The following is a 684-nucleotide window of genomic DNA, read 5'->3' on the forward strand; positions in this document are numbered from 1 at the left end:
TAGCGGTCGGAATAGCCTGCGGTACTGACGAGCGGGACGTATCCGGCGAAGGCCTGGAGGGCGTCCCAGTCCAGCGCTGTGAAATGTTCATCGTAGGGGCTGACGACATAGAGCTTTCGTGTGCCGCGGTGGAGGCGCACGAAGCTGCCTCTGAAGCGACCTGCAAAATTCCGGAAGCAGTAGTACATCGCGACTGCGATCGCAACAGTGACGAGGAATCCAAACAGAAGTTGGCCCCACGCAGGGGGCGAACCTGTCGACGTATCTAGGAGCCAAAGTGAGATAACCCCCCCTATTCCAACAAGTAGGGATATTCCAATAAAGCTTGCGTAGACGTTCCGCACGATGTTGCCTTGAAGCGCCAACTCGACGCATTGGGCGTTCACGCGCCGTACGCCCAGTTCCTGCTGTATCAGGTCAGGCGTACTGGGAATGGCGTGGCGATCCGGTGTGCCACGCCGTAAACGGGTGGCGCCGATGAGCAGGCTGGTGGGCAGGCGTCGGAGCGGCGGGGTAGCTTGATGCATGTCAGCCCTCATGCTTCAACGCGCGGTGGTTCCGCCGCTTCTTGGTCAGCCAAGCCACAGAGCTTATCGATCTCGCTCGAAAACCGCGCATAGGGCACGTTGTATTCGATGACCTCGGCGAGGCTGTCAGGAAAGACCATGCAGACGAGCCAGATCG

1 protein-coding gene is annotated in these 684 nt (G+C 59.4%); it reads right to left on the bottom strand.

The window, feature by feature from the left end:
* Positions 1 to 527 (bottom strand): hypothetical protein (locus WS75_RS33725; RefSeq protein ID WP_156429835.1); only part of this gene is annotated, 527 nt, incomplete at its 3' end.
* Between the last annotated feature and the right edge of the window lie 157 nt (positions 528 to 684).

This window comes from Burkholderia sp. FL-7-2-10-S1-D7, from assembly GCF_001524185.1.
GTDB lineage: Bacteria > Pseudomonadota > Gammaproteobacteria > Burkholderiales > Burkholderiaceae > Burkholderia > Burkholderia diffusa.